The sequence below is a fragment of the Maribacter luteocoastalis genome (genome assembly GCF_048890225.1).
Lineage (GTDB): Bacteria > Bacteroidota > Bacteroidia > Flavobacteriales > Flavobacteriaceae > Maribacter > Maribacter luteocoastalis.
In genome coordinates, this window is record NZ_JBMFZG010000010.1 from 1 (window position 1) to 25,319 (window position 25,319).

The 25,319-nt window shown below is 34.6% G+C and carries 27 protein-coding genes, 1 rRNA gene and 1 other RNA gene; 12 read left to right on the forward strand and 17 right to left on the reverse strand.

The genetic code is table 11. The features are described 5' to 3' along the window. The 3 genes from rrf to uxuA all read left to right on the forward strand — a co-directional run. A 5S ribosomal RNA gene (gene rrf / locus ACOCEA_RS18010) occupies nt 1-78 on the forward strand; the annotation flags it as partial. A gap of 396 nt (nt 79-474) precedes the next feature. After that, nucleotides 475-1,293: an SDR family oxidoreductase gene (locus ACOCEA_RS15925; protein ID WP_420757262.1), complete on the forward strand. Its 819-nt coding sequence runs from the start codon at nt 475-477 to the stop codon at nt 1,291-1,293. Further along, a complete protein-coding gene (gene uxuA, locus ACOCEA_RS15930) occupies nt 1,293-2,489 on the forward strand; it encodes a mannonate dehydratase (RefSeq protein WP_420757263.1) in 1,197 nt (398 codons plus the stop codon). The genes ACOCEA_RS15925 and uxuA overlap by 1 nt, the downstream gene beginning before the upstream one ends. Before the next feature lie 11 nt (nt 2,490-2,500). On the opposite strand, the gene ACOCEA_RS15935 is transcribed toward uxuA, so the two are convergent. Next, the gene (locus tag ACOCEA_RS15935) at nt 2,501-2,926 is read right to left on the reverse strand and encodes a DUF4268 domain-containing protein (RefSeq protein WP_420757264.1); all 426 of its coding nucleotides are present in this window, start codon (nt 2,924-2,926) and stop codon (nt 2,501-2,503) included. Beyond that, nucleotides 2,926-3,597: a ZIP family metal transporter gene (locus tag ACOCEA_RS15940; protein WP_420757265.1), complete on the reverse strand. Its 672-nt coding sequence runs from the start codon at nt 3,595-3,597 to the stop codon at nt 2,926-2,928. Before ACOCEA_RS15940 ends, ACOCEA_RS15935 begins: the two co-directional genes overlap by 1 nt. A 92-nt stretch (nt 3,598-3,689) precedes the next feature. Here ACOCEA_RS15940 and ACOCEA_RS15945 point away from each other — a divergent pair, with 92 nt between their 5' ends. Together ACOCEA_RS15945 and ACOCEA_RS15950 are read left to right on the forward strand one after the other, a co-directional pair. Next, complete coding sequence (locus ACOCEA_RS15945) at nt 3,690-4,856, forward strand: THUMP domain-containing class I SAM-dependent RNA methyltransferase (protein WP_420757266.1); 1,167 nt, start codon at nt 3,690-3,692, stop codon at nt 4,854-4,856. Continuing rightward, complete coding sequence (locus ACOCEA_RS15950) at nt 4,856-5,086, forward strand: hypothetical protein (RefSeq protein WP_420757267.1); 231 nt, start codon at nt 4,856-4,858, stop codon at nt 5,084-5,086. The genes ACOCEA_RS15945 and ACOCEA_RS15950 overlap by 1 nt, the downstream gene beginning before the upstream one ends. Before the next feature lies 1 nt (nt 5,087). Here the strand turns inward: ACOCEA_RS15950 and ACOCEA_RS15955 are convergent, their stop codons facing one another. Genes ACOCEA_RS15955 through rlmD form a run of 3 tightly spaced genes read right to left on the reverse strand, consistent with a single transcriptional unit; the run spans nt 5,088 to nt 7,747 of the window. Then, nucleotides 5,088-5,849 (reverse strand): DUF6048 family protein, encoded by a 762-nt coding sequence (locus ACOCEA_RS15955; RefSeq protein ID WP_420757268.1) that lies wholly within the window; start codon nt 5,847-5,849, stop codon nt 5,088-5,090. Continuing rightward, entirely contained in the window at nt 5,830-6,333 is a 504-nt protein-coding gene (locus ACOCEA_RS15960) for a DUF6452 family protein (protein ID WP_420757269.1), read from the reverse strand. Before ACOCEA_RS15960 ends, ACOCEA_RS15955 begins: the two co-directional genes overlap by 20 nt. A 1-nt stretch (nt 6,334) precedes the next feature. Continuing rightward, entirely contained in the window at nt 6,335-7,747 is a 1,413-nt protein-coding gene (gene rlmD, locus ACOCEA_RS15965; protein WP_420757270.1) for a 23S rRNA (uracil(1939)-C(5))-methyltransferase RlmD, read from the reverse strand. 218 nt (nt 7,748-7,965) lie between these two features. Here rlmD and rocD point away from each other — a divergent pair, with 218 nt between their 5' ends. Beyond that, nucleotides 7,966-9,246, forward strand: coding sequence for an ornithine--oxo-acid transaminase (gene rocD / locus ACOCEA_RS15970; RefSeq protein WP_420757271.1), 1,281 nt, complete (start codon nt 7,966-7,968; stop codon nt 9,244-9,246). A 49-nt stretch (nt 9,247-9,295) separates the two neighbouring features. Here rocD and ACOCEA_RS15975 read toward each other — a convergent pair whose 3' ends face one another. From ACOCEA_RS15975 to ACOCEA_RS15985, 3 genes are read right to left on the reverse strand one after another with little or no spacing between them, the layout of a single operon-like run. Continuing rightward, nucleotides 9,296-9,598, reverse strand: coding sequence for a CCC motif membrane protein (locus tag ACOCEA_RS15975; RefSeq protein ID WP_420757272.1), 303 nt, complete (start codon nt 9,596-9,598; stop codon nt 9,296-9,298). Nucleotides 9,599-9,602: 4 nt separating this feature from the next. Further along, nucleotides 9,603-9,938 (reverse strand): CCC motif membrane protein, encoded by a 336-nt coding sequence (locus ACOCEA_RS15980; RefSeq protein WP_420757273.1) that lies wholly within the window; start codon nt 9,936-9,938, stop codon nt 9,603-9,605. Nucleotides 9,939-9,953: 15 nt separating this feature from the next. Continuing rightward, the gene (locus ACOCEA_RS15985; protein WP_420757274.1) at nt 9,954-10,295 is read right to left on the reverse strand and encodes a DUF2752 domain-containing protein; all 342 of its coding nucleotides are present in this window, start codon (nt 10,293-10,295) and stop codon (nt 9,954-9,956) included. Nucleotides 10,296-10,321: 26 nt separating this feature from the next. Between ACOCEA_RS15985 and ACOCEA_RS15990 the strand changes: the two genes are divergently transcribed. Continuing rightward, nucleotides 10,322-10,864, forward strand: a complete 543-nt coding sequence (locus tag ACOCEA_RS15990; RefSeq protein WP_420757275.1) for a Smr/MutS family protein — start codon at nt 10,322-10,324, stop codon at nt 10,862-10,864. A 3-nt stretch (nt 10,865-10,867) separates the two neighbouring features. On the opposite strand, the gene ACOCEA_RS15995 is transcribed toward ACOCEA_RS15990, so the two are convergent. Then, nucleotides 10,868-11,371, reverse strand: a complete 504-nt coding sequence (locus tag ACOCEA_RS15995; protein ID WP_420757276.1) for a hypothetical protein — start codon at nt 11,369-11,371, stop codon at nt 10,868-10,870. Nucleotides 11,372-11,483: 112 nt separating this feature from the next. Here ACOCEA_RS15995 and ACOCEA_RS16000 point away from each other — a divergent pair, with 112 nt between their 5' ends. Continuing rightward, complete coding sequence (locus tag ACOCEA_RS16000; protein ID WP_420757277.1) at nt 11,484-12,632, forward strand: cysteine desulfurase family protein; 1,149 nt, start codon at nt 11,484-11,486, stop codon at nt 12,630-12,632. On the opposite strand, the gene ACOCEA_RS16005 is transcribed toward ACOCEA_RS16000, so the two are convergent. The 3 genes from ACOCEA_RS16005 to ACOCEA_RS16015 are packed head-to-tail and all read right to left on the reverse strand — an operon-like array spanning nt 12,633 to nt 17,461. Then, nucleotides 12,633-13,289, reverse strand: coding sequence for a hypothetical protein (locus tag ACOCEA_RS16005; RefSeq protein ID WP_420757278.1), 657 nt, complete (start codon nt 13,287-13,289; stop codon nt 12,633-12,635). Between the two features lie 9 nt (nt 13,290-13,298). Then, nucleotides 13,299-15,728: a TonB-dependent receptor gene (locus ACOCEA_RS16010; protein WP_420757279.1), complete on the reverse strand. Its 2,430-nt coding sequence runs from the start codon at nt 15,726-15,728 to the stop codon at nt 13,299-13,301. A 41-nt stretch (nt 15,729-15,769) separates the two neighbouring features. Then, on the reverse strand, nt 15,770-17,461 hold the full coding sequence (locus ACOCEA_RS16015) for a M23 family metallopeptidase (RefSeq protein WP_420757280.1): 1,692 nt from the start codon (nt 17,459-17,461) through the stop codon (nt 15,770-15,772). A gap of 193 nt (nt 17,462-17,654) precedes the next feature. On the opposite strand from ACOCEA_RS16015, the gene ACOCEA_RS16020 reads away from it, so the two are divergent. The 4 genes from ACOCEA_RS16020 (at nt 17,655) to rny (ending at nt 20,041) form a co-directional block, all read left to right on the forward strand. Then, nucleotides 17,655-17,945: a hypothetical protein gene (locus tag ACOCEA_RS16020; protein ID WP_420757281.1), complete on the forward strand. Its 291-nt coding sequence runs from the start codon at nt 17,655-17,657 to the stop codon at nt 17,943-17,945. 12 nt (nt 17,946-17,957) lie between these two features. Continuing rightward, entirely contained in the window at nt 17,958-18,254 is a 297-nt protein-coding gene (locus ACOCEA_RS16025) for a cell division protein ZapA (protein WP_420757282.1), read from the forward strand. 61 nt (nt 18,255-18,315) lie between these two features. Beyond that, a non-coding RNA gene (gene ssrS / locus ACOCEA_RS16030) (6S RNA) lies at nt 18,316-18,425 on the forward strand. A gap of 47 nt (nt 18,426-18,472) precedes the next feature. Then, complete coding sequence (gene rny / locus ACOCEA_RS16035; protein ID WP_420757283.1) at nt 18,473-20,041, forward strand: ribonuclease Y; 1,569 nt, start codon at nt 18,473-18,475, stop codon at nt 20,039-20,041. 51 nt (nt 20,042-20,092) lie between these two features. On the opposite strand, the gene ACOCEA_RS16040 is transcribed toward rny, so the two are convergent. From ACOCEA_RS16040 to ACOCEA_RS16060, 5 genes are all read right to left on the reverse strand, one after another. Continuing rightward, complete coding sequence (locus tag ACOCEA_RS16040) at nt 20,093-20,389, reverse strand: hypothetical protein (protein WP_420757284.1); 297 nt, start codon at nt 20,387-20,389, stop codon at nt 20,093-20,095. Between the two features lie 83 nt (nt 20,390-20,472). After that, entirely contained in the window at nt 20,473-22,485 is a 2,013-nt protein-coding gene (locus tag ACOCEA_RS16045) for a DUF349 domain-containing protein (protein WP_420757407.1), read from the reverse strand. 154 nt (nt 22,486-22,639) lie between these two features. Then, a complete protein-coding gene (locus tag ACOCEA_RS16050; protein ID WP_420757285.1) occupies nt 22,640-23,392 on the reverse strand; it encodes a shikimate dehydrogenase family protein in 753 nt (250 codons plus the stop codon). Beyond that, nucleotides 23,364-24,383, reverse strand: a complete 1,020-nt coding sequence (locus ACOCEA_RS16055) for a DUF368 domain-containing protein (RefSeq protein WP_420757286.1) — start codon at nt 24,381-24,383, stop codon at nt 23,364-23,366. The genes ACOCEA_RS16050 and ACOCEA_RS16055 overlap by 29 nt, the downstream gene beginning before the upstream one ends. A 14-nt stretch (nt 24,384-24,397) precedes the next feature. After that, nucleotides 24,398-25,312, reverse strand: a complete 915-nt coding sequence (locus ACOCEA_RS16060) for a DUF368 domain-containing protein (RefSeq protein WP_420757287.1) — start codon at nt 25,310-25,312, stop codon at nt 24,398-24,400. Between the last annotated feature and the right edge of the window lie 7 nt (nt 25,313-25,319).

The following is a 25,319-nucleotide window of genomic DNA, read 5'->3' on the forward strand; positions in this document are numbered from 1 at the left end:
CATTCCGAACAGGGAAGTTAAGACCGTTTGCGCCGATGGTACTGCTATACCAAGTGGGAGAGTAGGTAGCCGCCTTTTTCGAAGGCCCCTTACAGTGATGTAAGGGGCCTTTTTTTATGGGAAAATATTACTAAAGGACGTAAAAAATGAAACAAAGCGCATCATATCTGCCAAGGCTGGGTATGAAAAAGGTCTTCTTGCAAAACGAGAAGGCCTTTTTGGGTCTTGGATTAGAGCTAATTTAAAATATTAGCCTGCAAAGAAAAAATGTTAGGATACGTAATCTAATTGCCAATCTCATTTAATTGACTTAGTACTGTAAATAGTAATGTTATATTTTGTTTGGTTTCCTACTAAAATTACTGTTTTTGTAATAAGTGCTGTTTAATTTAAGTAATTCTCAATTATCTTGTTTATTTTAGTTTTTAAATAAAATCCTTTATGTTGGGGTTACCAATTATTAGATTATAATCAATGACAAACTTATTCTCAATTGAAAATAGAATATTTGCACTTTCCGGCGGTACTGGTACCCTAGGTGGTTCAATATCTGAGTATTTAGTACTTCATGGCGCCCATGTTATTTTATTAGGTAGGTCACTTAACAAATTACGTGATAAAAAGAATGAACTTGATAAATTAAAACAAGGCAAAACTACTATTTACGAAGTTGACGTATTAAATGAGGAAGCATTATTAGAAGTTAAAGAGGAAATTGCTTCTACTTTTGAAGGACTTGATGGTCTTATAAACTTAGCTGGTGGTAATATCCCAGGCGCAACATTATCTGCATCGCAGAGCATTTATGATATTGCAATTTCCGATACTCAAAAAGTATTGGAAATAAATTTATTTGGAACCGTTATACCAACCATTGTTTTAAGTGGATTAATGGCTCAACAAGGTTATGGTTCAATTATTAATATATCGTCTATGGCTTCTAAACAAGCAATTTCAAGAGTTTTGGGATATTCCATGGCAAAAGCTGGCGTAGATACCTTTACTCAATGGATGGCTAATGAGATGGCATCTAAATTTTCAGATAAAATTAGAGTAAATGCTATTGCTCCAGGATTTTTTATTGGGAATCAGAATAGGAGTCTTTTAACAAAGGAAGATGGTTCTTATACTGAAAGAGGCTCTAAAATTATTACAAATACACCTATGGCAAGATTTGGGAATGCATCAGAGTTAAACGGGATGGTACATTACCTCTTAAGTGATGCTTCTAGTTTTGTTACTGGAGTGTGTTATGATGTTGACGGTGGGTTTAATTCTTTTTCTGGTGTATAATGGAATATCTTAAAAAAACTTTTCGGTGGTTCGGACCCTCATTTGGTGTTTCTCTAACCGATATAAAACAAATTGGGGTAGAAGGTATTGTAGCTGCATGTCAAGATATACCTTTAGGGGATATATGGCCGTTAGAGACCATTTTAGCGCTAAAAAATGAGATAGAATCACATGGTTTGGAATGGTCTGTTGTGGAAAGTGTAAATATTCATACCTCAATAAAATATGGCCTGCCAGAAAGGGATGTATATATTCAAAATTATATCCAAACACTTAAGAATTTAGCAGCAAATAATATTAAGGTTGTGTGCTATAATTTTATGCAACTAATAGATTGGACAAGGACCAATTTGGATTTTCATTTGCCTAATGGGGCTTCGGCTCTTCAGTATGACCCAATTGCCGCTGCTGCTTTTGATTTATATATCCTACAACGTGAAAATGCGAGTAGATCCTATTCTAGTGAAGTTTTAAAAATAGCAAAAAATTATTTTGATTCTCTTAAGGACAACGAAAGGGATAATTTAAGAGATGCCATTTTAGCGGGAATGCCAGGCTCTAGAAAATTAATTTCAATTGAAGATTTTAAAGCAAATCATGCCACTGTACTTAATATAAGTAAGAAAGAATTACAGAATAATTTGGCTTATTTTTTACAAGCTATAATACCTGAAGCTGAAAAGTTAGGTTTAAAGATGGCGATTCATCCGGATGACCCACCTTTTTCTGTATTTGGCGTACCTAGAATTGCTTCAAACTACAACGAGTTAAAATTCATTTTGGATGCTTGTCCTTCACCAAGTAATGGTTTAACCTTTTGTTCCGGGTCGCTAGGAGCATCATCTGAGAATGACTTGGTTAAAATAGTTAATGATTTTGGACCCAATATTCATTTTATCCATCTAAGAAATGTTCAAAGGCAGGATGATGGAAGTTTTTACGAGGCTGATCATTTACAAGGTTCAGTACCTATAGAAAAGGTTATGAAGGCCTTTGTTCAAGAACAACAAAGAAGAAGTAAGTCTGGAAAAGAGGTGGTTAATATTCCTATGAGACCTGATCATGGTCATGTTTTACTTGATGACAAGAAAAGACAAAACGATTTTTATTCAGGTTATTCACTTGTGGGAAGAGCTATGGGTCTTGCTCAATTAACGGGATTAGAGAAAGGTATAAGGGAAGGTTTGTTAAATTAACATTTTTCCTATTATGGATTAAGGATATCTTGATATTCTGTAAAGAATTCTTCGAAGGTTGCCATCTTATCATTTAAAAATTCCATGGTTTCTCGCCATGAGTTTTTATTATGAATGGATACTTGGGATTTCTTTATATAAATTCTAGAAATCTCCTTGTGATTTTCTAAAATATGATATTCTTCAAATATTATTTCAGGAATAAATTCATCTTTAAGTATTGATTTTAAAGCCATTAGTTTTTCCCATAACTGGATGCGGTTTTCTAAATCACCATCTATGTCTAAAGAAACCATTGCATTTTTAAGTCCAAAATGAAACTTAAAAGACAACCCCTTGATTTTAGTTTTGTATAAAATCCATTTTCTTGGATAGGATTTTCCAAACGCTATCCAAAATTCCTCCCTAAGTAATCTAGATTCATTTTTGCTGAACATTATATGAAATAAGCTATAACGATACCCATTATAATTACAATAAGTTTTCTCAAATTAAATTTATGTCCTTCAGAGCTTTCAAAAAGTATAATTGTGGAAATATGCAATAAGACCCCTATTACCACTGCGTTTAATTGATTTTGATATTTAGAAATTAAGGTAAAATTATCAGCTAGAAAGGTCCCAAATGGGGTCATTAACGAAAATAGCACAATAAATAATCCACAATACAATGGTTTTATTTTTGCTCTTAACAGAAAGATGCTCAATATTATTGCAATGGCAATTTTATGAATTAAAATGCCGTAAACGATATTATTATTTGAAATTATTGGAAGGCCTTCAAGTATGGAATGTAAAGACAAACTAGTAAAAAGTAACCACGGAAAATGTGTGTTTTTATTTGTGAAATGTACATGCCCATGCTCTGCACCTTTTGAAAAAAACTCTAAAAATATTTGAAGTAGTATACCGAACATGATGCAAATGCCCATGGTTTTGGCATTTCCATTTTCATATACTTCGGGCAATAATTCAAAAATTGTTAACGATAAAAGAAAGGCGCCGCTAAATGCTAAAAGCAATTTAAAATGTTCTTTCTTTTTTGGTTTTGCTATAAGGACAAAAGCAAAGCTTAGAAGTACACCGAGAACCGGCAGAAAATATATCATTGATCAGTAGTTAGGCTAAATTGTAGTCAACTTTTGGATTGCTGGTACAGCGTCAAAATTAGCGTATTTTTGCGGTACTTGAAAAATTGAATATGGGAAGTAATTTTAAAATGATTGCCAAAACTCTTTTTGGCTTCGAAGAGATTCTAGCAAAAGAACTTAAAAACCTTGGTGCAAGCAATGTTGTGGAGGGCACTAGAAATGTTTCTTTTGAAGGGGATACTGGTTTTATGTATAAAGCCAATCTTTGTCTGCGAACAGCTATCAAGATAATAAAACCAATACACTCTTTTCCGGTGAGAAACGAAAAAGATTTATATAGAAAAATATACCATATGGATTGGTTAGATTATTTTACGGTTGATGAGACTTTTGCTATAGACGCCACTGTATTCTCCGATGAGTTTACCCATTCATTGTTTGTTTCCCAAAAAGTCAAAGACGCCATCGTGGATAAATTTAGGGATGTAGAAGGCAAACGTCCAGATGTGGATGTTAAGAACCCAGACCTACAAATCAACATCCATATTCATAAGAATGCTTGTAACGTTTCTTTAGATAGCTCTGGAAATTCACTACACCATAGAGGTTACCGTACAGCAACGAATATTGCACCAATAAATGAGGTTTTGGCTGCCGGATTACTATTATTGAGTGGTTGGGATGGGCAACGCGATTTTCTTGATCCAATGTGCGGAAGTGGCACAATGTTGATTGAAGCTGCCATGATTGCCTGTAATATACCTGCCAATATTAATCGTAAAGGTTTTGCATTTGAAAAATGGCCTGATTTTGATGAAGTACTGTACGAAAAAATAATTGATGCCAGTTTAAAGAAAACTAGGGAATTCCGACATAAAATCATAGGCTACGACAAAGCACCGTCCGCCGTAAGAAAGGCTATTGATAATGTTGAAAACGCGAATCTGGCTGATTATATTACTGTTCAGCGAGAGGACTTTTTTAAAACAAAGAAACAATCTGAGGGTCCTTTGCATATGTGTTTTAACCCACCATATGGGGAAAGATTGGATATAGAAATGGAAAATTTTTATGGCGCCATAGGAGACACATTAAAACAGGGCTACCCAAGCACCAATGCTTGGTTGATTACATCCAATTTGCAGGCTTTAAAATATGTAGGTTTAAGACCTTCTAGGAAAATTAAGGTCTTTAATAGTCATTTAGAGTCCCGTTTGGTTAAGTATGAAATGTATGAGGGTAGTAAAAAAGCTAAATATCAAAATGATACCCTATAATGAAAAATAAACACAAAGCTATAGTATTAAATTTTTTGGGATTTGCTTTGATTTTTCTTGTACTAAGATTTGGCCTGGCCTATTTTTTAGAAGTTGGCAGCACTTACATTTCACTAATAGCCGCTTTATTTGCTATGGTTTTGGCTCCTAAATTTGCAGTTGCGAAGATTAAAGGTGTAGAAAAACTGATGATGAAATGGGTATTTATTAAAGGTTTTAAAGAACTTTAAGTTATTCTGTTTGTTCTACTTTTTCTCCACTATTCTTTTTGGACTTGTTTTTCTTTTTATATAAAGGAAGAAAATAGGAAATAGAATAATTGTAACCAACACCAAATTTACTTCCATCGGTTACTTTGTTAAAACCAGGAATAAAAAGGTTAGGAAATCGCTCATCCTCTTTTTCACTTAAAAGGAAAGCTAAACGAACACTTGCTCCCAAGTACAAATTAGTAAATAGCTCTACTTTAGTGCCAAATACAGCTTCTAACCAAGTGGCATGTAAACCTTTAAATTCTTCAGGGGTAGTTGAGCTAGTTGCAAACCCGTCTGGGTTCCAATATCTATTAGAGTCAAATACTTGATAATTGTTCAGCGTATTTTCAAAAGAGCTAAATGCCAATCGGCCTCCCATGAAAATTGAGTTATGTTCCCCATACCAATTGGCATAGGTATTGTTGTCCACACCAATTTTGATATAATTGCCTGATGCTGTAAAATTATAAAGATCTTCTTGTTTGGTTTTTTTTTCATTTCCTATCTCGGCTGCCAAATATATTTTTGGTGTTAATCTATAATCGGCAACAACTTCAATTCCTGTATAATTTTCATCTAGATAAGAGGTTATGGGCCTACTTAGGTCTATGCCAACCCTTAAGCCATATGACTGTTCATATACAACAGAATCCTTTGGCTTTGTATCTATGGGTTTATTTTGGGCAAAACCAATCGAAGTACCCAGTACTAATAGAAAACTAGTGAAATATCTTAACATGTGTAGAATCTGAGTTAATAATATTGGATTGGGCTACTCTTAAATCTTGAATCCAATTATTGGAATCGCCTTTTAATTGAATATTTAAATTTTCATAGTTCACTATAAAACCACAAGCGCGTGATTTAAAGTCTTCTACTCTACTGTAAGAAATAGTAATCGTATCAATATTACCAGTTTCTGTCCCATTATCATCATCTGCGGAATTAGATATGAGTAAAAAGCTTGTTTGATTAGCATCGGTCTTTAAAGGAATACTAATTGTTTGTGCGTTGGCCCTATCTGTAACTGTGTTTACAGTACTACTTTTCCCTTCACCAACCACTCTTAGGCTAGTAACATTCTTCAGGGTGGTGGTATCTGATAAATTATAAAATCCAATGGTCATTAATGGAGTATCTCCCTCAACACAGATATCATCTTTTTCACAAGAACCAACACCAATAATGAAGAGGAAAAGTAAAATGCCGAATATTTTTTTCATGCTATTTTTTCTTTTCTAAAAGTACAACATTTTCAACGTGGTGTGTTTGTGGGAACATATCTACAGGCTGCACTCTGGTAACATCATACATATGTTTCATTAACTCTAAGTCCCTCGCTTGGGTGGCTGAGTTGCAACTTACGTAAACCACTTTTTTAGGAGCTATATTTAGTATCTGTTGTACTACATCTTTATGCATCCCGTTTCTTGGAGGGTCTGTAATAATTACATCTGGAATACCATTTTCGGATATAAATTTTTCATTGAAGACATTTTTCATGTCCCCAACAAAAAAGTCTACATTCTCTATATTATTGCGTTTTGCATTGGCTTTGGCATCCGCAATGGCCTCTGGAACAGATTCTATACCCACCACTTTTTTTGCATTCTTAGCTATAAATTGGGCAATGGTACCAGTACCAGTATAAAGATCATAAACTAGTTCATCGCCACTTAGGCCTGCGTAATCACGTGTTGTTTTATAGAGCTCATATGCCTGATTTGAATTGGTTTGATAGAAGGACTTGGCATTGATTTTAAATTTAAGGCCTTCCATCTCCTCAAAAATATGATCACGGCCATGATAACATACTATTTCTTGATCATAAATAGTATCATTCTGTTTTTGGTTAACTACAAATAGAAGGGATGTTATTTCGGGGAATTTATTTTTTAAATAATCTAATAATAGTATTCGCTTGGCCTCGTCATTTTGAAAGAATTGAATAAGCACCATTATTTCACCTATTGATGACGTACGAATCATTAAAGTTCGCAACAGCCCTTCTTGATTTCTAGGGTTAAAAAAAGCCATATTATTTTCTAAAGCAAAACTTTTGGCGGCTAATCTAATGGCATTAGAGGGATCCTGCTGAAGGTGACATTTTTTAATATCTAGTATTTTATCCCACATACCAGGGATATGGAAGCCTAAAGCGTTTTTATCGTCTATTTCTTTATTCGATTCTATCTCATCTAAGGTCAACCATCTACTATCTGAAAATGAAAATTCCATTTTGTTACGATAAAAGTATTGTTCCTTAGACCCTAAAATAGGTGTAATATCTGGTAACTCTAAATGACCTATTCGTTTTAAGTTATTTTCAACCTCACTTTGTTTATAATTAAGTTGGTGAGCGTAACCCATATCTTGCCATTTGCAGCCACCACAGACACCAAAATGTTCGCATTCCGGTGTAACTCTTTTATCTGATAATGAATGAAACTTGGTAGCTACACCTTCAAAATAGGCTTTTCTTTTTTTTGTGGTCATGACATCTACCACATCACCAGGCACTGTATTAGTGAGGAAAATAACCCTACCATCTGGTGCCTTGCCTATTGTTTTTCCCTTTGCCCCGGCATCCACTACTACTACCTTTTCAAAGATCTGTCTAGTTTTCTTTTTACGCATGGGGCAAAAATAACGGTTTCTTTGGATTGGGAATATAGTTAGCGCTAGTATTAACATGGATTTTTGAGCTATGTAATTCTTCCTTTATTTTGTAGCTATAAATTAGTATTTTTGTGACTCTACAAGGATGATTTCTCTCCTACGCTGAATTTTCGACTCTTCGAAAGGAAAAAGGTATTGAAGGAATTGCTAAAGTTTTATTTAAAGTAATTTTTATTATGTCAGTTTTAGAAAACATCACTTCTGAAGATGCTATTGCATTGGAAGAGAAATACGGCGCCCACAATTATCACCCATTACCAGTTGTACTAAGCAAAGGTGACGGTGTTTATGTTTGGGATGTGGAAGGAAACAGGTATTTTGATTTTTTATCAGCATATTCCGCTGTAAATCAAGGTCATTGTCATCCAAAAATTGTGAATGCGATGGTGAAACAAGCGCAAACACTTACCTTGACTTCAAGAGCATTTTACAATGATATGTTAGGTAAATACGAGAAATATGTAACGGAAACCTTTCATTTTGATAAGCTCTTGCCAATGAATACGGGTGCGGAAGCAGTAGAAACTGCTTTGAAAATTTGTAGAAAATGGGCTTATGAGATCAAGGGTATTCCAGAGAATGAAGCTCAAATTATAGTTTGCGAAAATAACTTTCACGGAAGAACCACTACAATTATATCATTTTCCAATGATCCCGTGGCAAGGAAAAATTTTGGACCATATACGGCAGGTTTTATAAAAATTGAATACGATAACTTAAAAGCATTAGAGCAGGCTTTGACCACAAATAATAATGTAGCAGGGTTCCTAGTAGAACCAATCCAAGGTGAAGCCGGTGTATATGTGCCTTCTCCAGGATATTTAAGTACCGCAAAGGCCTTATGTGAAAAACATAATGTATTGTTTATTGCCGACGAAGTACAAACTGGAATAGCAAGAACTGGAAGGTTATTGGCTACGTGTGGAAACTGTGGTTGTGTAGATAAGCATTGTAGTGGAACTCCTGAAACCAAACCTGATATTTTAATTTTAGGAAAAGCATTGTCTGGTGGTGCTTACCCAGTTTCCGCTGTTTTGGCCAATGATACTATAATGGAGGTTATTAGACCAGGTAATCACGGTAGTACTTTTGGTGGTAACCCTGTTGCCGCAGCAGTTGGGATGGCAGCTTTGGAAGTGGTAAAGGACGAGAAATTAGCTCAAAATGCATTTGATTTAGGTGAACTCTTTAGAAAAGAGTTGAACGATTTTATACCTACCTGTGATTTGGTAAAATCTGTTCGTGGAAAAGGATTGTTAAATGCTATTTTAATAAATGATACCGAGACAAGTTCTACTGCCTGGGATATCTGTATGGCATTAAAGGATAATGGACTTCTTGCTAAGCCTACTCATGGCAATATAATTAGGTTTGCTCCACCTTTGGTTATGAACAAGGAACAGTTACTAGAATGTGTTGCTATTATAAAGAAAACCTTGGAAGAATTTAAAAAATAAAAAAATCCCCGATACTTTTCGGGGATTTTTTTGAATATTAGGAAGGATATTAAAAATCCCCAGAGGCCATTAATATTGCTATTATAGCACCGAAGTAAATAATACATAATAATAACCCAACTAAAGCAAGTCCTAAGCCTATATAAGACAAAATTCGACCTGTTTTAACATTTTCATACCCACTATACATTGCCTCAGGATCTGCTTTGTATACTTGTTCTGCTTTTTTGGCATTACTTAATCCAATAAAACTAAAAATAGCTCCAAATGGACCACAACAAAAAATGGTTAAAACAATAGATAATATGCCAAAGGTAAGAGCATTGCTTGCTCCTGGTAATGGTTGCTGCATTTACTTAATTTAATAAATCGTTCATACGTTCTTGGATCAGCTCTTGATCTTGGCTCATAATTACATCCCAACCAAGTGCCGTTATCATCCAAACTATGAATAAAATGAACAATAAATTGAAGATAAGACCAATTATTGCAATGATTTTTGCTGTTTTTAGCGCTGAGTAATTGGTATAGTCTTCTGGATTGGCCTTATATAACTTTGTACTGCTCATAGCTAAAACAAGGGCTACGATACTTAATATCAATCCTAATATTCCATAACACCAGCATAAAAGAATAGAGGCTATGCCTAGGGCCATAACGGCAGTTACATTGGGTAATTTTTGTTGTTCCATGATTTAAAGGTTAGGTTAAATGAATTTTGATATATAATTAATTACTATTACCCCAACCGTTACACTTATTAGGGTTATTTTAATGCTGTTGGAAAATCTGATTGTTATAAAATAATTTAATGCCAGAAACACGAATAAAAGTAACATGGGATATATTGCAGGGTACATATGAAAAGCACCGTTAAAATCCCCTTTTAGTAGCAAGACCAAAGAACGTTGTAAGCCACAACCTGGGCAGTCAAATCCAAATATCTTTTTAGTAAAACAGGGCAACATATATTGCTCAATTCCTAAAAAGAATACAAAATATAAGGTTCGCATGGTTATACATAAAATATAATACTGGAAAATTACCATTATTTTTGTGTAATTAAAATTAAAATATGGCTGTTTTTAAAATAGGGGATAGGGTAGAGGCCATAGATGATATTGTAAAGGGAGTGGTCATTAAGATTGATGAAAACGGCATAACCATTAGTGACGAAGACGGGTTTCCTATTCGGTATGACCAAAGTGAATTGGTCAAGGTAGAGAATGATATTACTGTTAGCAATTACCAAGTTGCACAAGTAAAGAAAGAAAAGGAACAACCCAAACGCAGAAAAGCTACCTTGTTAAGACCAAAAGAGCGAAGTCTCCCAAAAATGGAGGTAGACCTTCATATTAATCAGCTGGTTAGGAATCCTAAAGGTTTAAGTAATTATGATATGCTCAATCTTCAGTTGGAAACCGCAAAACACCAGTTAGAGTTTGCAATATCGAAACGACTACAAAAGGTAGTTTTTATACACGGGGTTGGAGAAGGTATATTGAGGGAAGAGTTAAACTTTCTATTTGAAAAATACGAAAATATCAAATACTATGATGCAAACTACCAAAAGTACGGCTTAGGTGCTACGGAGGTTTATATTTTTCAAAACCAATAATTCTTATAAACTAGTGGTTACCGTGCCAAACTCATTGATTTGAAGATCTGTTATTCTATTATCGTTGCCGGTTACGAGCGAAATGCCACTTAGCCTTATGGTGTGTTCATAAGTGTTAGCGTCAATTTCTACCGTAGTTATAAACACTTGACCGTCTTCTGCGGTAATTTCCTCAGTAACAATTGGCGTAACTGGCGGTACATCATCGCAAAAATAACTTTCTGTTACATTATCGGAGAAAATGCGATATGTTATTTTAGCAGCTGCTGGAACTTGACTTATTATATCTTCTATAGTAGCTTCATTTTTAATCACCCCGTTTGGCAATTCAATTATTAAAGCTTCGTCATTATTTATCTTGAACAGTACATTGGCCGAACTCACAGAAATTGCACTACAGGATTTTATGGTTTTTATACTATCAAAATCCAAAGTTTCTATTTGAAGATCACCATCGTTACAAGAAAATAACATTAGACAGCTGGCAAATAAAACATATTTTTTCATGTTCCAAATTTAAAGTAATTATTGGATTTCACTAATTAGGTTTCAAACCATTTAAGTGTAAATTAACTTTATTTAAATTATTTTTGCCATCTACTTATTCACCTCGGTTTCAATGAAAAATGTTTATCTAGATAATGCGGCTACTACACAGGTTAGGGAAGAAGTCATAGTTAAAATGCAAGAAGCCCTTGCCAATAATTATGGTAACCCTTCATCCACGCATAGTTTCGGTAGAACGGCTAAAACAGCAATAGAGAGTGCTAGAAAAACAATTGCAAAGTACTTAAACGCGTACCCATCTGAGATTATCTTTACCTCAGGTGGTACGGAGGCCGATAATATGATTTTGCGTTGTGCTGTAAGGGATTTAGGTGTTGCTACCATTATTACTTCCAAAATAGAACATCATGCCGTATTGCATACTGTAGAGGAATTAGCAGAAAAGGGGTTGGTTAATTTGTGGTTTGTTGAATTAGATGCTTTTGGTAACCCTGATGAAAAACATTTAGAAGCATTGTTGCAAAAAGACAATTCTAAAAAATTAGTGAGTTTAATGCATGTGAACAATGAAATTGGTAATATTATAAATATACAATCTATTGCAACGCTGGTAAAGTCACATGGTGCGTTGTTTCATTCAGATTCCGTACAATCTATTGGTCATTTTCCTTGGAATGTTAAAGAAGTTCCGGTTGATTTTCTAGCTGCAGCTGCACATAAATTTCACGGTCCAAAAGGTATTGGTTTTGCCTTTATTAGAAAAAATTCTGGTTTGGGCAGTTTGATTTCGGGTGGGTCACAGGAAAGAGGTTATAGGGCTGGGACAGAATCATTTCATAATATTGTTGGTTTGGAAGAGGCTTTTACTTTGGCATATGATCACTTAGATGAAGAGAAAACCATTGTTCTTGAACTCAAAAAATATTTTATTGAGGAGGTAAATACACTTATTCCAGAAGCAAAATTTAATGGTCTTTCTGGGGATTTGGATAAAAGCACGTATACTTTGGTAAATGTTTGCCTTCCTATTAGCCCTGAAAAAGCGCTTATGCTTTTATTTCATCTAGATATTAAAGGAATCGCTTGTTCTAAAGGAAGTGCTTGCCAATCTGGAAGTGATAAAGGGTCTCATGTTTTGACACAAATTTTAAGTGAAGAAGACCTCAATAGGCCTTCCCTTCGTTTTTCATTTTCCAAATACAATACCAAAGCGGAAATAGATTATACTATTGCAGTATTAAAGGAATTTACGCAGGAGTAGCTATTCTTTGTTCTTTCTGTCTTTTTTTCTTTCGCGCTCATACGGGAACTTACGAATGGCAAGTTTCATCATCCTATCTATTAGGTCTGTGGTATTCTTACCCGTTTTCTTGTTGATCTCTTTCTCATATTTCCAAAGTAATTTACCTGTATCCCCATCACTAATCTTTACACCTATTCTGCCATAATCTGCATTACCTGAAAAATAATCGGTTATATTAAAATCCGTAGAAACACCTTTGGATAAGAGAACGTTTAAGTCAATATTCCCACTAATGATACCATCTACCCCTAAAATTTCACTTAATTGTTTAATAGTGTAAACATCTATATTGGCATAGTCTATCCCTTTTTGAGCTAGTATAGCTTTAGTATCCTTGGTGTTTTGAAACTCTACTGGAAGTTTTTTCTTTTTCTTTCTTTTAGAAAAATAAGTTTCCAATGCATCCTGTACAGCATACCCTTCTTTCTCTTCTAATGATTTCAAATCCTCTGTGGTAGCTTTGTCCTTTAAATCTAATTTGGTCAAGAAAGGCAAAATGGCCAATGTATTATGGTCTGCACTTAATTCGTCGAACTTTGCACTTTCGTAAATATTTTTTTGGGCGCTCATTTGTAAAGAGGCCAGTAGGCTTAAAATAAAGAGTAATCTTAACATGTTACTTTTTTAAAGTCGCAGTCTTAGCTTAAGATTCAATACCCTTGAAGTAAGATAATTTGGGACGGCAAATTCGTTTTTGCTGTCAACATCCCTCACCCAAGTATTTGTTATGGAGTTTTGGTTATTAAAAAGATTAAATATTTCAAAGCCAAGACTTAGTTCCTTAAACCGATGCAACCAATGATTTTTATCGTGTGTTTTTTCTTTGCCCACAAAAATATATGAAATTCCTAAATCTGCACGTTTATAATCTCTTAATCTATTCTGAAAAATATAGGGGTCTGCATAACTTGGCGACCCACCTGGTACACCTGTACTATAAACCAAATTCAAATACATTTTTAAATCTGGTATTGTAGGAATGTAATCTTGGAAAAGTATTCCCAATTTAAACCGTTGGTCGGTAGGTCTAGATATGAATCCTTTATTATTTCTATTTTCCTCAGTTTTTAAGTACCCTAAACTAATCCATGACTCGGTACCTGGAACAAAGGCGCCATTTAAGCGTATTTCGGTACCGTATGAATAGGCCTTGGTGTCATTTGTTGCCTCATACCTTATACGTACATCCTCTAACGTGTATGGGTTTACATTGGTTAGGTTTTTATAATAAAATTCACTGGTGAGTGAAAAAGGTCGATCCCATAAAAGAAAACTGTATTCACTTCCGAGTACAAAGTGAATAGATTGTTGTGCTTTAACATTTGGTTTTACAACACCTTCCCTGTCCCTTAATTCTCTATAAAAAGGAGGTTGTTGGTAGACACCAGTGGCTAATTTAAATAGGATATCTTTTTCCCAGTTAGGTTTTAAGGCAAATTGTATTCTAGGGCTTACAATGGTTTGGGCTACTTTTTGCACATTATGTCCACTTACTGTCCAATGATGTACCCTGGCCCCAATATTATAATAATAAGTATTTGAACGGGACTCTATTTGATTGCTATATTGAACAAATCCGCTAAAGCGATTTGTTTTAATAGTGTTAAAAGCATTTAAGCTATTATAGGCTACTAATGGTGCATTAAAAGGGGATTCTGGTTGGTTGTTAATAAATTCAGGTCTTGGCGGTCTAACCGAGAACCCTGCAGAATCTATAAACTCTGACTCCCTAAGTTGGTCACGAATATCTTCATGTATATACTTGGCTCCCCATTCTAAAACTTGATTTTCCTTATTATGTACTCCTTTATGGTTCAAATTAAAGATAAGGGCATCCAGATCATTTCGGGATCTATTGAACTGTGACCCAATTCCCCTAGTGTTAAAGGCATCGCCGAATGTGCTACTATTTAAATTACTATCTACCTCACCTAATTCATAAGAGGCGCGCACATCTGAATATTCTTCTTCCGTAGTGTGATAGATTGATGTAATCAACTTTAAAGTTGTGTATTCATTTAAATAGTAGTTACCTTTTATCGCTCCTAATGCGGTGGTATATCTATTGTTTTCTTTACCATCGTAATAAATGATCAGGGCCTTTGGGTCATTTAGGGTTCCAAAGTTGGTTTGACTATTCAAAGGCTCATTTTGATAATCATTTACAGAAAGATGACCTAAAAAGTTCAGATTTATTTTATTGCTGAATTGATACGTAATATAACTTTGTACATCAGTAAAGGAAGGCTTAAAGTTACTTTGTGTATTTTGACTATTGACTAATAACGCATTGTTTCTATATCGTACACCGGTAACACTACTTAGTTTTTTATTTTTTGATCTTGTCTCTATATTGGTGTTTACACCCAACAGGCTAACATCTGCCTTTAACGAAAAAGAAGTTGGGGATTTATATGTAATATCAAGTACAGAGGATAATTTGTCTCCATATTTGGATTGAAACCCACCGGAAGAAAATTTAACATCTTTAACCAAGTCACTATTTACAAAACTTAGTCCCTCTTGTTGTGCAGACCTTATTAAGAATGGTCTATAAACTTCTATTTCATTTACATAGACTAGATTTTCGTCATAATTGCCTCCTCTAACGGAGTATTGGGTACTTAGTTCATTATTAGAGGAAACCCCAGGAAGTAATTTTAATATATTTTCCACTCCGGCATTTGCACCTGGAATCTTAAGAATTTTTTCTGTTGAAATAGTGGTGATCCATTCTACTTTTTTTTCTCCTCTGGCGGTTACCGTAACACCATCAACCTGTTCAACTGCAATTTTAAAAACTGGATTAAATTCAAAAGTCTCATTGGTGGTTAACAGGAGGTCCTTAATGGTAATGTCTTTATGTCCTAAATGTGAAAATAATATAGTTGTCTTTACATCCGCTGTTATTTCAAGTAGATAAAAACCATTGTTGTTCGTGATAGTTCCTTTTGATTCAGAAGTGATGTTGACATTAGGTATGGGTCTATTTTCCTCATCAAGTACTATTCCTGTAATAGTGGCAGTTTGCGCAAAGCTGATTAACTGGCACAATAAAAAAGTGATACATGTGAGTTTACAAAACTTCAAGAGTTTTATTTTCTAAAGAACGATGTGGTCATTGTGCTAGTGTTTCCTACGTTATCTGTAACGGTAAGTTTAAGTACACATTGTTTTTTGTCCAAAATTTTATCATCAAAATTATAGGTCAATGTATTTCTTTTTGGTTCGTATTCCATTAATACCCATTCACCGTTCAATGTTGCCGTGTAGGTATCTATACCACTAAGATCATCAGAAATATGTACACTAAGGTATCTATAATTGTTAAGCCATTGTTTTTCTTTAAAATTTTTATTCCGAATTTTTGGGGCAATTGTATCTTTTGCAAGCGTATATGTTCCTAAATCACGGGTTCTCGCGGTAAAGGTGCCACCTCTTTTGTATGTATTAAGGTAACTTGGTTTAAGATTTCTGTCCAACCTTGCAATAAAAAGTTGTTTTTGTTCCTCAGCAGAATATTTGGAGGCATCAAAAGTAATGGTGAAATTACGATGTGCAGGTACCGTATTGGTATGTATGGTAACCGTGTCTTTTCCTTTTGCTAAATCGATATAAAAATCTTCATAAAACGTATTTTCTGGAAAATAAACCTTGGCAACACCTAAGTCATAATTATTAGGCTTCTTTGCTATTACAAAGTTTGGGGTTATAGCATGTTTAATGGCATCTTTGGGAGTATCATTTTTTCCTTCTACAGGAATTCTGACTTGCACTTTGTTGCCTGCTAAATCTTCGATTATTAAATCTAAGTTATAACTTAGACCATCACTAATTTCAATAATACCGTTATTGTAAATTTCATTATAGATGTTTAAATAGTTTCCTGGAGACTTAAAGCATTTTTGAATACGTTTATTGTACCTACCAAAATAATCGTAATCAATTAACGTATTAATATATCTTGTTTCACCAAATGAGAATGATTCAAAATCATAGGAAGAATATGTCCTTCCATTGGCAGATAGCGAAACAGAATACACCCCATTTTTATTGGCAGCCATATCTTGACGGTCAAACCCAATAAAACCAATGCCAATTTTACCATAAGCGTTTACTTTTTCTGCTAAAAAGGTACCATCATTTTGTTTGGTGAAATTAACCTGTACTTTTTCAATACTATTATTTACTTGGGAATCTTCTGAAAGTGGATACACGAACAGACTTTCAAGTGTTGGGTTTGTAGCATCGGCAACATTAATGTTATATAATAAAGGATTGGTAGGCTTTTCAGATATACTACTCCTAATCTCAAAATGTAAGTGTGGTCCAGCAGAGCCCCCTGTATTACCGCTATAGGCTATCAATTCTCCTTTTTCAATTTTCAGCTCCCCATAATCAGGAAAGACCTCTACTTCATATGATTTCTTACTGTACTGGATTTCCTTAATATATTCTTCAATTTTAGGGGAGAATTTTTGCAAGTGGCCATAAACAGAGGTATACCCATTTGGGTGTGCTATATAAAGCACCTTTCCATAACCCCAAAGTGAAACCTTAATTCTAGTTATGGTGCCTTCACCAATTCCGTAGATGGGTACTCCTTCGCGTTGTTGGGTTTTAATATCTATTCCAGAGTGAAAGTGGTTAGAACGTAACTCACCAAATGTCCCTGCCAAAATAATAGGTATATCCATCGGGGGCCTAAAGGCTTCTTGCGGATATTTTTCTTGGCCGAAAAAAAGTGTTGGCAATAAGAAAAGGCAGTAGCACAAATATTTTGTCATAGCGTTCAAATGTGTTACGAAAATAAATAAACATGTCCAATTCTTGAAAATTGTCTATGCCAAATATTAAGAATCAATGGGCTTTTTACTTTTTTAAAGGAGCACTAAAATTTCTTGTAAGAATAAATGTAAAAAGTATTGCTAAGTCTTGGAATGAATGTTAACTTTGTGTAGATCGCATCGAATTTAATATATGGGCGAATTAATTCAAATCGTTGATACTTTAGAAAACAAGGTAAGTAAGTTACTTCATAGGTTGGAGCTCTTGCAACAAACCAACAAAGATTTGGAAACTGAATTAATGACTATAAAATCCAACCAAGAAAACGCAAAAAAAACGGTTTCTGAATGGGAAGAAAAGTATAATTCGCTCAAATTGGCAAATTCTATGCTTGGCAGTAATACGAATAAAACAGAAGCTAAGCTTAAAATAAATACATTAATACGTGAGTTGGATCTTTGTATAACCCAACTTTCGGAATAATGTTTAAATAATATGTCTGAAAAGCTCAAAATAAAGCTTTCTATTGCAGATAGGGTCTATCCTTTAACTATAGATCCAAGTCAAGAAGAAGGTTTACGAAAAGCGGCCAAAAATATAGAACAGTTGGCCAAAAAATTTGAGCAAAGTTATGCCGTTAGGGATAAACAAGATGTTTTGGCCATGTGTGCCTTGCAATTTGCATCCAAAATAGAGCAGAAGGGCATAGATCAAAAGGAAGGATCTAAAGAAGCGGAGGAGCGCCTAAAAGCGCTTAGTGATTTGGTGAATTCCAAGCTGGCTATAAAATAAATACATACGTTCTTAAAAATAAATTTAAGTTACTGCCCACATTGGTAATATCTTTTGACGAACTCAACATTAATTTGTTTAAAAAGGGTGAGTTTAGGTTGTAAAAGCAAGCCTTACTAGTATAAGGATCCTTGATCAGTCTGTTAGCCCTAAACCTGTTTAACGGAGTTTGTACAAAACTTCTCCAATGTGGGCTTTTTTTATAAATAAATTACACTATGGATAGTACAATGATTATAATAGTTGGTATAGTTGGTCTGGCAATTGGGTTTGCCATTGCCAAGTTTATGGAAAAAGGCAGAGCCTCCAAAACTATAGCCAATGCTAAAAAAGATGCCGCTCAAATTCTAAAAGAGGCTAATTTAGAAGGGGAGAATATTAAGAAAGATAAAATTTTACAAGCCAAGGAAAAGTTTCTGGAATTAAAGGCAGAACATGAAAAGGTAATCATCAATAAGGATAAAAAAATTAACGAAGCAGAAAAACGTACCCGTGACAAAGAGTCGCAGATAAGCAGTGAATTGGCCAAAAACAAGCAGCTCAACTCCCAGTTGGACGGAAAGTTGAAGGACATGGAAAATCGTAAGGAATACTACGAAAAGAAACAATCTGAGGTTGATAAGTTACATAAAAGTCAAGTTCAGCAGCTTGAGGTTATTTCTGGTTTGTCTGCAGATGAGGCTAAAAATCAATTGATAGAAAGCCTCAGGGAAACGGCTAAAACCGATGCCATGGGCTACATACAGACTACGGTAGAGGAGGCAAAATTGACCGCACAGCAAGAAGCTCGAAAAATTGTAATAAATACCATTCAACGGATTGGGACCGAAGAAGCAGTAGAAAATTGCGTGTCTGTTTTTAATATTGAGTCAGATGATGTTAAAGGTAGGATTATTGGACGTGAAGGCCGTAATATTAGGGCACTGGAGTCTGCAACAGGTGTAGAGATTATTGTAGATGATACACCAGAGGCCATAATACTTTCATGTTTTGATAGTGTACGTAGGGAAGTGGCTCGTTTATCATTGCATAAATTGGTTACGGATGGTAGAATTCACCCAGCTCGTATTGAAGAAATCGTAAAGAAAACAGAAAAACAGATAGAAGGTGAAATTGTTGAGATTGGTAAACGTACTGTTATAGATTTAGGTATTCATGGCCTGCATCCAGAATTGATAAAAGCTGTGGGTAGAATGAAGTATAGATCTTCATACGGACAAAACTTATTACAACACTCTAGGGAGGTTGCAAAACTTTGCGGTGTTATGGCATCAGAACTGGGTTTGAATCCAAAAATCGCCAAAAGGGCTGGTCTTCTGCATGATATAGGTAAAGTACCTAATACGGAAGCCGAAGTTGAAACACCACATGCTATTCTTGGTATGCAATGGGCAGAGAAATATGGAGAGAAAGAGGAAGTCTGTAATGCCATAGGCGCCCACCATGATGAAATTGAAATGAAAACCCTTATAGCTCCTATAGTTCAAGTCTGTGATGCGATAAGTGGTGCTAGACCAGGGGCAAGAAGACAGGTGTTAGATTCTTACATTCAACGTTTAAAGGATTTGGAGGAAATTGCATTTGGGTTTAGTGGGGTTCAAAAAGCTTATGCCATACAGGCAGGCAGGGAGTTAAGGGTAATTGTTGAGAGTGAAAAAGTAAATGATGAGAAAGCAGCCCAATTATCTTTTGAAATATCACAAAAGATACAAACGGACATGACGTATCCTGGACAAGTTAAAATTACCGTAATAAGGGAGACCAGAGCGGTTAATGTTGCCAAGTAATAATTGGTTTATAGCGTAACAAAAAAAGAGCTGTAATCAGCTCTTTTTTTGTTACAAAGAATTTAACCAAGCTTTTAGTTGACGCTCATCTTCTAATGTTAGTTTATTCTTTTTGCCTTTTGGCATTTTCTTTTTAATAAATACTTGAAGGTTGATTGCTTCGGACAAACTATCCATATTGTGCAATGTAAATATTGATTGCCGTTTTTTGGCGGCATGACAGATATTACATTTATTAGTCAATACGTAATATGCTGCTGTCTTTTTAATAATAAATCCTTGATTTGTTGACCTATCAAGAATAATTTTATTCTGTGCTACAACTGAATAACTAATAAAGCTTATCATGAACAGCACTTTATAAATCATACCTACAAGCTTTAAGGGTATTTACTTGAGCTTACTTATTTCAACAAAATTTTGAAAACGAATTACTCTTCTTCAGAATCATCATTATCCTCAACCTCTTTATGCAAGTTGTTCTCCATGATATTTAATTTCTTCAACTTTGCTTTCCAAGAGGATAATGCCTCCTTATGCTCATTTACCTTTTTTATCACATCTTTCACAATTGGACTATCTTCCGATGAATTGGAGAAAAACTGTAAGTTATTTTCTAACTGTCGAATTTCGTTTTTGCTTTCATCCATTTTCTTTCGAATAAAACTACGCTCGTTATAGATTGCTCTTTCTTGGTTTTCGCTCTCAGAAATGTTTTGAATCTTGTTACCGTAACTAAGTAATTCTGATTCTGGTTTACTTATGTTTAATTTTTGGAAAAGGGCGTCAATAATTTTATTGAATTTCTGATTTATGTTTTTTTGCTTAAAGGGGACGTGTCCAATCTTTTTCCACTCAGAAATATAATTTTTTAGGGCACTGATATTTACTTCTCTATTATCTGATAGCTTCCAAACCTTAATCTTTTCCAAAATAGCTTCCTTGAGTTTTAAGTTCTCAAATTCTTCCTTATTGGCATCATTTTTATTAACATGAAGTCTATCAAAATAGTGGTTGCATGCTGTTTTGAAATCTTTCCAGAGTTTATCCGAATACTTGCGGGGCACATGACCGATCTTCTTCCATTCACTTTGTATGCGTTTCATTTCAGCAGTTGCAGCATCAAAATCCTCACTATCCTGTAATGAAATGGCAATATCCAACAAGGTTCTTTTTTTTGTTAGATTATCGTGTTGGTCTTTTTTTAGGTTTTTGTAAAAAGCATTTTTGTTTTTATTAAATGCTCTCACGGCATTTTTAAAGGCACTCCAGGTATTTTCATTTTCTTTTTGTGGAACTTTACCTGCTTTAAAAAATGCATCCCTTAAGGCTTCTAGTTCCTTAATTTGTTTTTGAAGCTCTCTATGGTTATTCGAAGCGTTTTGGGAAAGGAGAAGTATTTTTTCTATTATTTCCTTTTTTCTATCAAGATTTTGCTCACTTAATTTATCTAATTCCTTAAAGTAGTCTTGTCGTCTTTCATGTATAGTTTTGGTAGCCTTACTAAATCGCTCCCAAACTTCCTCCCTATGTTCTTTACCAACAGGGCCTATATCCTCTTTCCAAATTTTATGTAAAACTTGTAGTTCCCTGAAAGCCCTGTTTAAATCTGGCTCAATGGCGAGTGATTCCGCACGTTCTACTATTTTTAGTTTTTCCTCAAGATTGTGTTTAAAGTCTAGGTCACGTAACTCCCTATTTAAATGCAGAAAATCATAAAAAATTTCAATATGATGGTGATAGGTCCTCCAAACATCATTGTAATTATTTCTAGGAATTGGTCCAGCATTACGCCACTTTTCCTGAATGTCCTTAAAGTTTTTATACGTGGTATTTATATCTTCCTCAACATTTACCAACCCCTTTAGGTCTTCAATTAACGCTAACCTATGCGCTAAATTTTCTTTGTGACTTTTTTCTAGGTTTTTGTAATATTGATTGCGTTTTTCACGGTAGTCACTATACACTTCATTGAACTGTCTTTTAGTGACAGAGTTATACCGGAAATCAATTTCATTGCCACCATTGGAGACAAAATCCTCTTTCTTTTGTTCGATGAATTCTTGAAATTTTAAATTAAATTCATCCTTAATTCCATCTACATGTTTTTTAATTGCCTGGACCTTCTCGTTACGAACTAGTTTTTGAAGTTCTCCCACAAGATTTTCAATTGACAAAACATGATAATCCAACATTGGGATATCATGTCTTTTGGCTGTATCTATATCTTCTGCATCCTCAGCATTGCTATCATCTATTTCCTCTAAAGCGTCCTTGTCAACCGCCTCGCTTGAAGTAGAAACGGAATCGACCTCAGGTATTTCCTGCTCTTCCAATATTGGCTCAGAATTTTTGTCCGTCCCTGTATCTTGTGGCTTGGTAGTTTCCGAGTTATTTTCCGTTACCTTAACTTTAGGTAATTCTTGTTCTTTTTCTTCTGACATCATCCATAATTAGGTGTTTACAAGATAGTGACAACCATAGGAATTGCAAAGAATTAGAAGATTCTTTTTAAAATATAGATCTCTTTAAAAATCAAATTGATTTTTGGGTTTGCTATATCGGTAAAGGTAATTTAGGTTAGTAGAAATGGTATACTTACGTATTCCAAATCTTCCATGCTTGTTCTGCTTGTAATTCCAACATTTTAGCGCCATTTAAAATAGTAGCCCCTTTTTCTTCACCTTTTTTTAAGAATGCCGTTTTTTCAGGATTGTAGATAAGGTCAAATAGTAAATGGTTTTCAACAATATGTTGATAGGGTAGATTTGGTTTGGCCTCGATATCTGGAAATGTTCCTATCGGAGTACAGTTAATAATTACCAAATGGTCCTGAAGAACCTTCTTTGATAATTCTTCATAGGTGTAACCATTGTTTTTTCCTGTTCTGGAAACAAAGGCATAAGCAATATTTAAATTGTCAAGAACATAGGCAATAGCCTTAGAGGCCCCTCCAGTCCCTAAAATCAAAGCTTTATTATGGTGCTTTTTGAGATAGGGCTCAATGGATTTTTGAAAGCCATACGCATCTGTATTATGGCCAATTAAGCCTTTTTCACTTATCTTGATGGTGTTGACCGCACCAATTTTTTTAGCCGCATCAGATAATTTGTCCAAATATGGTATAACGTCTTGTTTATATGGGATAGTAACATTAAGACCTTTTAAGTCATCTACTTTGGTGATAACATCCTTAAATTCTTCAATCTTGGACAAATCAAAATTTTCGTAACTATATCCCTTTAAACCGAGTTTTTCAAATTTTTTAGCGAAATAACCACGGGAAAAGGAATAAGAAATATTCCTGCCCACTAGTCCAAACTTATATTGTTTTCCTTCTATTTTTTCCATACCAATCTAAAAATAGTAATATGCTGATGCCAAAAATTACAAAGAATAAAGCCCACCAAGTTTCTAGGTTTTGTAAACCAGGGGTAAATCGTTCGTAATTCACAATTATTTCTTTGCCATTGGAATCTAGTAACAATAGGCCTTCATCATTTGTTTTGAATATTGTTCTTTTCCAAGGCCATACTACACCTAAAGAACCGGTAATAAACCCTAAAATTACAGCGGTGGTTATATGCTTGTAATGCTTTAGTACATAACTCAAAATATGGGAAAGTGAAACTAAACCTGTAGCAGAACCCAATGTAAAGACTGCTAAAATTTTTAAGGTTTTAAGTCTTCCTTTATCTTTTACAAAACTATAATCCCCTATTAGAATCTCAGAAAATGTGTCATAAAGTGCGTTAACGGAATCAACAAGTAATAGTACATAATTTCCTAAAAGGATAAGTATAAAGGATCCAGAAAGCCCTGGTAATGTCATCCCGGAAACACTAATGATTCCGCAAAAGAATATAAACAATAAATTATCATTCTCTTTGGCGGGACTTAAAAAACTTATGGCCACACCTACAATTAAGCCTAGTATTGCAGCAGAAATAGTTTTCTTGTTCCAATGCTCAAAATCTTTTGCGATGTAATAGATAGACCCTAAAATCATTCCAAAAAATGCTGCCCATACAAACAACTCTTTTTTTTCTAGAAAATAATCCAATACTTTAGAAACACTAAAATAGCTGACCAACATACCAAATATGAGCAAACTCAAAAATGTTCCGTTTGTATAACGGTAAAAACTTCTGAACCTACCATTTATGATTAGCTTAAAAGCCTTTGCATTTATCTTTTGCAGAGAGTAAATGAATTCTTCATAAAAACCACCAACAAATGCAACTATACCGCCAGAGACCCCTGGTACCTTATTTGCGGCACCCATACATAATCCCTTAATTATAAGGAACAATTTATCCAATAAGGTTCTTGTATTTTGCATTTTTGGGGAGCTGCTTACTTTTTTGAAGCGGTTTTTTCCAGTATAAAAATAAGGGAAAAACCAATTATCGCGGCAATTAAGGCAAAGGTTAATTGATTATCACCTTCAAAAGCAAACGGAGAAATATTTTCGTCGATAATAATTTCTTTTTTACCAATCTTTATTACCTCTAAAATATTCTTCCAAGGCCATATTTTGTTCAAAGATCCTAAAATAAAACCAGTCAGGATAGCCAAGGTGGCATCTTTATGATTAGAGAACATCCATTTAAGTAGTTTGGCAAAACTCAAAATCCCAAAAATTGCTCCTAGTGCCACGGTGATAACAATTTTAAAATCCTTATCGTTTACGGCATCTAAAATGGTTTTATAAGAACCTAAGAGTACTAGAATAAATGCACCGGAGATGCCAGGCAAAACCATAGCGCAAATGGCAAGGGCTCCTGAGAAAAATAAAAATGGTAGGCCATCTGTATTTGCAGAAGGGGGCAAGGTAGTAATATAGAATGCCGAAACTGTTCCTATAATGAATAACGAAACAGACACTATATTCCAGTTTTTAATGGCCTTTGCTACAAAAATCACACTCGCCAAGACTAGTCCAAAAAAGAAAGACCATATTGGTATTGGATGATAGTCCAATAGCCAAGTAATTGCTTTAGATAAAGATAAGATGCTAATCAGCATACCAATGAAAAGGGCCAATAAGAAATTACCATTAAGTTTCTTCCAGAAGGCTTTAAAACCCTCATTTTTCAATGTTTTAAAGGTAACTACGTTCACATTGTTTATGGAGGAGATGAACTCTTCATAAATTCCGGTCACGAATGCAATGGTGCCACCGGAAACACCGGGAACCAATTCAGCAATACCCATTGCCATGCCTTTTAACGTCACAAAAACATAATCCTTGTTTTTTCTTTCTTGCATATGAATT

Coding starts and splice junctions, on each gene's coding strand:
- ACOCEA_RS15995 (WP_420757276.1), bottom strand. CDS start 11,371: ATGAAAAAATATGTTTTATTTGCCAGCTGTCTAATGTTATTTTCTTGT.
- uxuA (WP_420757263.1), top strand. CDS start 1,293: ATGGAATATCTTAAAAAAACTTTTCGGTGGTTCGGACCCTCATTTGGT.
- ACOCEA_RS15980 (WP_420757273.1), bottom strand. CDS start 9,938: ATGGAACAACAAAAATTACCCAATGTAACTGCCGTTATGGCCCTAGGC.
- ACOCEA_RS16055 (WP_420757286.1), bottom strand. CDS start 24,383: ATGCAAAATACAAGAACCTTATTGGATAAATTGTTCCTTATAATTAAG.
- ACOCEA_RS16005 (WP_420757278.1), bottom strand. CDS start 13,289: ATGTTAAGATTACTCTTTATTTTAAGCCTACTGGCCTCTTTACAAATG.
- ACOCEA_RS16050 (WP_420757285.1), bottom strand. CDS start 23,392: ATGGAAAAAATAGAAGGAAAACAATATAAGTTTGGACTAGTGGGCAGG.
- ACOCEA_RS15960 (WP_420757269.1), bottom strand. CDS start 6,333: ATGAAAAAAATATTCGGCATTTTACTTTTCCTCTTCATTATTGGTGTT.
- ACOCEA_RS16015 (WP_420757280.1), bottom strand. CDS start 17,461: ATGACAAAATATTTGTGCTACTGCCTTTTCTTATTGCCAACACTTTTT.
- ACOCEA_RS15985 (WP_420757274.1), bottom strand. CDS start 10,295: ATGGTAATTTTCCAGTATTATATTTTATGTATAACCATGCGAACCTTA.
- ACOCEA_RS15925 (WP_420757262.1), top strand. CDS start 475: ATGACAAACTTATTCTCAATTGAAAATAGAATATTTGCACTTTCCGGC.
- rlmD (WP_420757270.1), bottom strand. CDS start 7,747: ATGCGTAAAAAGAAAACTAGACAGATCTTTGAAAAGGTAGTAGTAGTG.
- ACOCEA_RS16020 (WP_420757281.1), top strand. CDS start 17,655: ATGGGCGAATTAATTCAAATCGTTGATACTTTAGAAAACAAGGTAAGT.
- ACOCEA_RS16060 (WP_420757287.1), bottom strand. CDS start 25,312: ATGCAAGAAAGAAAAAACAAGGATTATGTTTTTGTGACGTTAAAAGGC.
- ACOCEA_RS16025 (WP_420757282.1), top strand. CDS start 17,958: ATGTCTGAAAAGCTCAAAATAAAGCTTTCTATTGCAGATAGGGTCTAT.
- ACOCEA_RS15975 (WP_420757272.1), bottom strand. CDS start 9,598: ATGCAGCAACCATTACCAGGAGCAAGCAATGCTCTTACCTTTGGCATA.
- ACOCEA_RS16040 (WP_420757284.1), bottom strand. CDS start 20,389: ATGATAAGCTTTATTAGTTATTCAGTTGTAGCACAGAATAAAATTATT.
- ACOCEA_RS15990 (WP_420757275.1), top strand. CDS start 10,322: ATGGCTGTTTTTAAAATAGGGGATAGGGTAGAGGCCATAGATGATATT.
- ACOCEA_RS15945 (WP_420757266.1), top strand. CDS start 3,690: ATGGGAAGTAATTTTAAAATGATTGCCAAAACTCTTTTTGGCTTCGAA.
- ACOCEA_RS15955 (WP_420757268.1), bottom strand. CDS start 5,849: ATGTTAAGATATTTCACTAGTTTTCTATTAGTACTGGGTACTTCGATT.
- ACOCEA_RS15950 (WP_420757267.1), top strand. CDS start 4,856: ATGAAAAATAAACACAAAGCTATAGTATTAAATTTTTTGGGATTTGCT.
- ACOCEA_RS15940 (WP_420757265.1), bottom strand. CDS start 3,597: ATGATATATTTTCTGCCGGTTCTCGGTGTACTTCTAAGCTTTGCTTTT.
- ACOCEA_RS16000 (WP_420757277.1), top strand. CDS start 11,484: ATGAAAAATGTTTATCTAGATAATGCGGCTACTACACAGGTTAGGGAA.
- rny (WP_420757283.1), top strand. CDS start 18,473: ATGGATAGTACAATGATTATAATAGTTGGTATAGTTGGTCTGGCAATT.
- ACOCEA_RS16045 (WP_420757407.1), bottom strand. CDS start 22,485: ATGTCAGAAGAAAAAGAACAAGAATTACCTAAAGTTAAGGTAACGGAA.
- rocD (WP_420757271.1), top strand. CDS start 7,966: ATGTCAGTTTTAGAAAACATCACTTCTGAAGATGCTATTGCATTGGAA.
- ACOCEA_RS15935 (WP_420757264.1), bottom strand. CDS start 2,926: ATGTTCAGCAAAAATGAATCTAGATTACTTAGGGAGGAATTTTGGATA.